This window comes from Methylobacterium sp. WL120, from assembly GCF_008039465.1.
GTDB classification, from domain to species: domain Bacteria; phylum Pseudomonadota; class Alphaproteobacteria; order Rhizobiales; family Beijerinckiaceae; genus Methylobacterium; species Methylobacterium cerastii.
This window is the reverse complement of sequence record NZ_VRUT01000039.1, coordinates 24,615-32,500: the sequence shown is the minus strand read 5'-3', so window position 1 is coordinate 32,500 and position 7,886 is coordinate 24,615. Positions and strand designations below refer to the sequence as shown.

5 protein-coding genes are annotated in these 7,886 nt (G+C 70.8%); all 5 read left to right on the top strand.

Features of this window, described 5'->3' with window-relative positions; genetic code table 11:
• The first annotated feature begins 515 nt into the window (after positions 1–515).
• The 5 genes from ileS (at position 516) to FV229_RS09930 (ending at position 7,817) form a co-directional block, all read left to right on the top strand.
• Positions 516–3,491 carry an isoleucine--tRNA ligase gene (ileS, locus tag FV229_RS09950; protein ID WP_147751809.1) on the top strand — a complete coding sequence of 992 codons (2,976 nt, stop codon included), beginning with the start codon at positions 516–518 and terminating at the stop codon, positions 3,489–3,491.
• Positions 3,492–3,561: 70 nt separating this feature from the next.
• Complete coding sequence (gene lspA / locus FV229_RS09945; RefSeq protein ID WP_147751808.1) at positions 3,562–4,062, top strand: signal peptidase II; 501 nt, start codon at positions 3,562–3,564, stop codon at positions 4,060–4,062.
• Positions 4,063–4,269: 207 nt separating this feature from the next.
• On the top strand, positions 4,270–4,890 hold the full coding sequence (locus tag FV229_RS09940) for a hypothetical protein (protein ID WP_306422416.1): 621 nt from the start codon (positions 4,270–4,272) through the stop codon (positions 4,888–4,890).
• 154 nt (positions 4,891–5,044) lie between these two features.
• The gene (locus FV229_RS09935; RefSeq protein WP_147751807.1) at positions 5,045–6,445 is read left to right on the top strand and encodes a pitrilysin family protein; all 1,401 of its coding nucleotides are present in this window, start codon (positions 5,045–5,047) and stop codon (positions 6,443–6,445) included.
• A gap of 73 nt (positions 6,446–6,518) precedes the next feature.
• Positions 6,519–7,817, top strand: coding sequence for a pitrilysin family protein (locus FV229_RS09930; RefSeq protein WP_147751806.1), 1,299 nt, complete (start codon positions 6,519–6,521; stop codon positions 7,815–7,817).
• Positions 7,818–7,886 lie beyond the last annotated feature (69 nt).

The following is a 7,886-nucleotide window of genomic DNA, read 5'->3' as shown; positions in this document are numbered from 1 at the left end:
CCCGTCAACGGGCTCGGCCGCGCCGCGGCGGACGCCGCCGACGAGGCCCTGTGCCTCGACGGGCGCGGCGACGGCGCAGGCGGTGAGGGCGAGCGTGGCGGCGATCAGGAGATGTTTCATGGCGTTACGTCCCATCCTGTTGTGCTCCGCGGCTCGGACCTGCGCCCGCCGGCGCGGACCGATCGCGTGGTCAGGCAACGAACCAGCCGCGATTTGGTGGCAGCATCCCGCAAGGCGTCCCGACGGCGTGGTGAATGCGCAGCCCCGTTCGGACCGCGCGCATCCGCTGGCCTCCGCTCGCGCCCGCTGCTAGAACGCGGCCATGCGCTGCGTCCACGCCCCACACGTCCGTCGAATTATGGGCCCGGCCGCCGCGTGAGGTCCGCGCCCGCGCGGCTGCGCGGAGGCCGGGATCGTCACGGGAGCCGCCGCTTCCATCGCCCCTCGCGCCGTGACATGCGCCGGCCTTCGCAAAGCCCGCACGCGCGCCGCCCGTTTCCAGGACGCCCGACCCCATGACCGACGAGACCCAAGCCGAAGCCCCGGCCGGCCGCGACTATTCCAAGACCCTCTACCTTCCGCAGACCGACTTCCCGATGCGGGCCGGCCTGCCGACGCGCGAGCCGCTGCTGCTGGAGCGCTGGAGCGCCACCGACCTCTACGGGCAGCTACGTGCCAACGCCGCCGGACGCCCGAAATTCGTGCTGCACGACGGGCCGCCCTACGCCAACGGCAACATCCACATCGGCACGGCGCTCAACAAGATCCTCAAGGACGTGATCGTCCGCTCCATGGGCGGACTCGGCTTCGACGCGAACTACGTGCCGGGCTGGGACTGCCACGGCCTGCCGATCGAGTGGAAGATCGAGGAGCAGTATCGCGCCAAGGGCCGCAACAAGGACGACGTGCCGGTCATCGAGTTCCGCCAGGAATGCCGGACCTTCGCCGGCCACTGGCTCGACGTGCAGCGAGCGGAGTTCAAGCGACTCGGCGTCACCGGCGACTGGGACCATCCCTACGCCACCATGGCCTACCCGGCCGAAGCCTCCATCGCCGCCGAGCTGATCAAGTTCTCGATGAGCGGCCAGCTCTATCGCGGCTCCAAGCCGGTGATGTGGTCGGTGGTCGAGAAGACCGCGCTGGCCGAGGCCGAGGTCGAGTACGAGGACCACGTCAGCGACACCATCTTCGCCGCCTTCCCGATGCGCGCCGGCGCGGCAGCAGACCTCGGCGACGCCCGCGTCGTCATCTGGACGACGACGCCCTGGACCATGCCCGGCAACCGCGCCGTCGCCTATTCCAAGCGCGTGGCCTACGGCCTCTACCGGGTGACGGAGGCCGCGGAGGACAACTGGGCCAAGGTCGGCCAGACCTACCTCCTGGCGGACGGCCTTGCTGCAGGCGTCTTCGAGTCTGCGCGCGTCGCGGCGTATGAGCGCCTGCGCGACGTGACCCCGGCCGAACTCGCCGGCCTCACCCTGTCCCATCCGCTCGCCGGCCGCGGCTACGATTTCGCCGTGCCGATGCTCGACGGCGACCACGTCACCGACGAGGCCGGCACCGGCTTCGTCCACACCGCGCCGGGCCACGGCCGCGAGGATTTCGAGGTCTGGATGGCCAACGGCCGCGCGCTCGCCGAGCGCGGCATCGAGACCCGCATCCCCTACACCGTCGACGCCGACGGCGCGCTCACGAAGGACGCGCCCGGCTTCGAGGGACGGCGCGTCCTCACCGACAAGGGCGAGAAGGGCGACGCCAACAAGGCCGTGATGGCCGCTTTGCAGGAGGCCGGGACGCTGGTGGCGTCGGGGCGGCTCAAGCACAGCTACCCGCATTCCTGGCGCTCCAAGAAGCCGGTGATCTTCCGCAACACGCCGCAATGGTTCATCGCCATGGACAAGGCGGTGGACTCGCTCGGCGACCGCACCCTGCGCGAGGTCGCCCTGCAGGCGATCGAGGACACCCAGTGGGTGCCGCCCCAGGGCAAGAACCGCATCAACGGCATGGTCGGCAACCGGCCCGACTGGGTCGTGTCGCGCCAACGCGCCTGGGGCGTGCCGATCACGGTGTTCGTCAAGAAGGGCACCGGCGAGGTGCTGCGCGACGACCGCGTGAACGCCCGCATCGTCGCCGCCTTCGCGACTGAGGGCGCCGACGCCTGGTTCACCGACGCCGACGGCGCGCGCTTCCTCGCCCCCGACCACGACCCGGCAGCCTACGAGAAGGTCACCGACGTCCTCGACGTGTGGTTCGATTCCGGCTCGACGCACGCCTTCGTCCTCGACGACCCGGCGGCGTTCCCCGGCCTCGCCAACGTCGTGCGCCGCCGCGACGGCGGGCGGGACACGGTGATGTACCTCGAAGGGTCGGACCAGCACCGCGGCTGGTTCCAGTCGTCGCTGCTCGAATCCGCCGGCACGCGGGGCCGCGCGCCCTACGACACGGTGCTCACCCACGGCTTCGTCCTCGACGCCAAGGGGCTGAAGATGTCGAAGTCGAAGGGCAACGTCGTGGCGCCCCAGAGCATCATCAAGGATTCGGGGGCCGACATCCTGCGCCTGTGGGTCGCCGCCTCCGACTACACCGACGACCTGCGCATCGGCCCGGAGATCATCAAGACCTTCGCCGAGACCTACCGCAAGCTGCGCAACTCGCTCCGCTGGATGCTCGGCTCGCTCGCCCACCGCGTGGCGGGCGACGACGTGCCGTTCGCGGAGATGCCGGAACTCGAGCGCTTCGTGCTCCACCGTCTGCTCGAGCTCGACGGCGAGATCCGCGAGGCCTACCGCACCTTCGACACCAAGCGCGTGGTCGCGCTGCTGAACGGCTTCATGACCGGCGACCTGTCGTCGTTCTACTTCGACGTGCGCAAGGACGCGCTGTATTGCGACCCGGCCTCCTCGGTCACCCGCCGGGCCGCGCTGCAGGTGATCGACGAGGCGTTCCGCCGGGTCGTGATCTGGCTCGCGCCCGTGCTCGCCTTCACCGCCGAGGAGGCCTGGCTCGACCGGCTCCCGTCGGAGGCCGGCTCGGTCCACCTGCAGACCCTGCCGGAGACGCCGGCCTCCTGGCGCGACGACGCCCTCGCCGCGCGTTGGCAGAAGATCCGGCGGGTTCGCCGGGTCGTGACCGGCGCTTTGGAGATCGAGCGCGCGGCCAAGCGCATCGGCGCGAGCCTGGAGGCGGCGCCCACCGTCTCGATCGCCGACCCGGAATTGCTGACGGCCCTCGACGGCGTCGACTTCGCCGACGTCTGCATCACCTCCGCGATCCGGATCGAGGCCGGGGAGGGCCCCGCCGACGCGTTCCGCCTCGACGACGTCAAGGGCGTCGCCGTGGTCCCGCTGCGCGCCGAGGGCCGCAAGTGCGCCCGCTCCTGGCGCGTCACGCCGGAGGTCGGCAGCGACCCGGACTACCCGGACGTCACACCCCGCGACGCCCTGGCGCTTCGGGAATGGGATGCGGCCCATCCGGCGGCGAGCGCGGCGTGAGCGGGACGCGACCGCTTCGTTCCTCTTCCCTCCGTCGGGGAAGGGGAGAGGCTGCAGCGGGAGCCGCACGATGAAGCCCGTTCATCTCGGCCTCTTCGCCCTCGTCGCGACCCTGGTCCTCGACCAGCTCTCGAAGCTGTCGCTCTACTTCGGCACCGATCTGGTGCTGACCCAGCCCTGGCGCCTCGGGCCCTATGCCGAGTTCGTCGTCGTCTGGAACAGGGGCGTGTCCTACGGCCTGTTCCAGCAGGAGAGCGGCGTCGGCCGGTGGTTGCTGGTGGCGTTGTCGCTCGCCGCCGCCGTGGGCTTGAGCGTGTGGATGACCCGTACGGGGTCGCGCCTGCTGGCGACGGCGCTCGGCCTGATCGCCGGCGGCGCGCTTGGCAACGCGGTCGACCGGGCCGCCTACGGCGCGGTGTTCGATTTCGTGCACCTGCATGCCGGCGCGTGGTCCTGGTACGTGTTCAACGTCGCCGACGCGGCGATCGTCGCGGGCGTCGTCGGGCTGATCCTCGACAGCGTGCTGCCGGAACGGCGCGATAGCCTGTCCGGCGGCTCGCCGTCGGCGTGACCGGCCGGCGACGGCGGTGGATGCAGGTCGCTTATGGCTGGCCCCAAGCGGTCAAGGCGCCATACGATCGCCGGAAACCGGCTTCAGACCCGAAGCGCCGGATCAGGCCGTCATCCGTGCGGCCGCTTCGATGAACCCCGGAACGGGGATCGGGCGTCGGTGGGCAAGTTGCGGGGCATCATGATCGGGTACCGGGAGCTCATTCTCATGGCGGCGGCGATCGTCCTGCCGTCCGCGGTCCAGGCGCAGGAGCGGGGCGAGCTGCTGCGCAACACGCTGAGCGGCATCGGCCTCCTCGAGAAGCCGCAGGCGCCGATCGAATATCGCGAGCGCGCACCTCTGGTGATGCCGCCGCGCCTCGACGGAAAGGCCCTGCCGGCACCGCGCGCCGGCGCATCCTCGTCGCAATGGCCGAAGGAGCCCGAGGTGGTCGAGCGCGAGCGCGCCGCCGCCGAGCGCCGCGTGCCGAAGGGCAACCAGGCGCAGGGGCGCTACGAGGACAACAACGCGACGCTCTCGGTCGACGAGATGCGTTCCGGCCGCCGTGCCGACGCCAACGTGACCCGCGAGATCGAGCGCAAGCCCGGCGACAACACCCGGGAGGATTCCTGGGTCAACCCGCTCGACCTGATCCGCGGGATCGGCAACGAGAAGACCGAGCCGTCGGCGGTCGAGCCGTCGCGCGACGTGCTGACCGATCCGCCCAAGGGCTACCGCCAGCCGCCCAAGAAGATCGTTCGCAACACCACCGACCCGATCAACAACGCCAGCCGCGAGCGCGAAGAATCCGATCCCGGCGCCTACCTGCGCGAGCAGCGTGCGCGCTGAGGCGCGGATGTGACACACGGTCGGTCGCCGTTCGGCACGGGACCGGCGCCGGCGCTTCCGGTACGGGAATTGCCGATCGAGACGATGCCGGCGCGCTGCCTCGCATCGAACCAGAAACGGACGGTCCCTTAAGGGCCGCACGAGGGAAGACGGTATGCATCTGTTCAGGAAGGCGACGCCCACCCTGTTCCCGGCCGGCGGCCGCTTCGCCAGCGCGGGGCGCGTCGAGGCGGCGCCGTTCGGGCGCTCCGAGGCCGGTGGGCCGGAGGTGTCGTCCTTCACCCTCGACAACGGGCTCGACGTGGTGGTGGTGCCGGATCACCGCGCGCCCGTCGTGACTCACATGATCTGGTACCGCAACGGTTCGGCCGACGACCCGCTCGGCCGGTCCGGCATCGCCCACTTCCTCGAGCACCTGATGTTCAAGGGCACCGAGAAGCACCCGGTCGGCGCCTTCTCGAAGGCCGTCTCCGGTCTCGGCGGGCAGGAGAACGCCTTCACCTCCTACGACTACACTGCCTACTTCCAGCGCGTCGCCCGCGACAACCTCGACACCATGATGGCGTTCGAGGCCGACCGCATGACCGGCCTCGTCCTCGACGACGCGGTGGTCGCGCCCGAGCGCGACGTGGTGCTGGAGGAGCGCCGCATGCGGGTCGAGACCGATCCCTCCGCCCAGCTCTCCGAGGCGATGGCGGCCTCGCTCTTCGTGCACCACCCCTACGGCATCCCGATCATCGGCTGGATGCACGAGATCGAGGAGCTGAACCGCAACCACGCCCTCGACTACTACAAGCGCTTCTACACGCCCGAGAATGCGATCCTCGTGGTCGCCGGCGACGTGACGCCCGACGAGGTCCGGCGCCTGGCCGAGGCGACCTACGGGCGCGTCGCACCGCAGGGCGCCCGCCCGGTGCGGGTCCGCCCGCGGGAGCCCGAGCCGAAGGCGCTGCGCCGCCTCGCGGTGGCCGACCCGAAGGTCGAGCAGCCGACCTTGCAGCGGCTCTACCTCACGCCGTCCTGCATCACCGCCCGCGACGGAGGCTGCCACGATCTCGAACTGCTCGCCGAAGTGCTTGGCGGCGGCTCGACCTCCTACCTCTACCGAAAGCTCGTCATGGAGAGCGGCCTCGCGGTGAACGCGGGCGCCTGGTACATGGGCTCGGCGATCGACGACACCCGCTTCTCGGTCTACGCGATCCCCGCCGAGGGCGTCAGCCTGGAGAAGCTCGAGGCCGAGGTCGACCGCGTGCTCCGGCGCGCACCTTCCGAGGCGCTGAACGCTGAGGCGATCGAGCGGGCCAAGACCCGGCTGGTCGCCGAGACGGTTTACTCCTCCGATAGCCAGTCGTCGCTCGCGCGCATCTACGGCTCGGCGCTCGCCATCGGCGAGACCATCGAGGAGGTGCGCCGCTGGCCCGCCGACATCGAGGGCGTGACCCGCGAGCGTCTGGCGACGGCGAGCGAGCGCTGGCTGACGCCGTCCCGCTCGGTCACCGGCTACCTCGTCAAGGCGAGCGACCCGGACGCGCCCATGGCGATCGCCGCGGAATAGCGCCTTCGGCCTGCGGCGCCCGGCGCCGCACCCAGAGGCCGCATCCAAGAGAACGAGAACAACGAGGTCGTCCATGAACTTCGCCGACACCGACCTGGCCGAGACGCCGGTCCGCACCAAGGCGAGCCCGGCCAAGGCGCTACCGATCCAGACCGCCGCCGGGATCGAGGCGTGGCACGTCGAATCGCCGGTGGTGCCGATGATCGCGCTCGCCTTCACCTTCGAGGGCGGGGCGGCGCAGGACCCGGAGGGCAAGTCGGGCTGCGCCCAGATGTTGGCGCGCCTCCTCGACGAGGGTGCCGGCGACCTCGGCTCCGACGCCTTCCAGGAACGGCTCGCGGCACGCGCGATCGAGCTCTCATTCCATGCCGGCCCCGACGCGATCGGCGGCTCGTTGAAGATGCTCGTCAAGCACGCCGACGAGGCGATCGACCTCCTGGCCCTGGCGCTCGCCAAGCCCCGCTTCGACGCCGACGCGATCGAGCGGGTCCGCGGCCAGGTGATCGCCGGCCTGCGCTACCAGCAGAACGACCCGGGCGTGATGGCCTCGCGCCGCTTCTTCGCCGAGGCTTTCGCCGGGCACGCCTACGGCCGGCCCTCGTCGGGCACGATCGAGGCGGTGTCGGCGATCACCCGCGACGACCTTGTGGCGATGCACGCCCAGCTCCTCGGCCGCGGCGCGGTGAAGATCGCCGCCGTCGGCGCGATCGGCGCCGAGCAGCTCGCCAAGAGCCTCGACCGCGCCTTCGGCGCGTTGCCGGAGGCCGGCGGCCTGCGCGCGATCGAGCGGACCACGGTGGGCGACCTCGGCAAGCGCGTCGTCGTCGACCTCGACGTGCCGCAATCGGTGATCCGCTTCGGCATGGCCGGCGTCGCCTGGCGCGACCCCGACTTCATCCCAGCCTACGTTCTCAACCACATCCTGGGCGGCGGCGCCTTCACCTCGCGGCTGTTCCAGGAAGTGCGCGAGAAGCGCGGCCTGGCGTACTCCGTCGGGACCTCGCTGGTCAGCCACCGCTCGGCGGCGATGACCTGGGGCTACACCGCGACCAAGAACGAGCGCGTCGGCGAAGCGGTGTCGGTCATCAGCGACGAGATCAACCGCCTGATCGCCGACGGACCGGACGACGAGGAGCTGCAGAAGGCCAAGGACTACCTCACCGGCTCCTACGCGCTGGGCTTCGACACCTCGACCAAGATCGCCCACCAGCTGGTGCAGATCGCGTTCGAAGGCCTCGGCATGGACTACATCGAGCGCCGCAACGCGCTGGTCTCGTCGGTCACGCAGGAGGACATCCGCCGGGCCGGCGCGCGGACCTTCGCCGACGGCCGGATGCTGGTCGTCGCCGCCGGGCGGCCGATCGGCCTCTAGAATCGACCCCATGATCCCTGGATCATGGGGAACGTCCCATCCCTTTGTCGGGCCGCGTTTTTCGCCGAA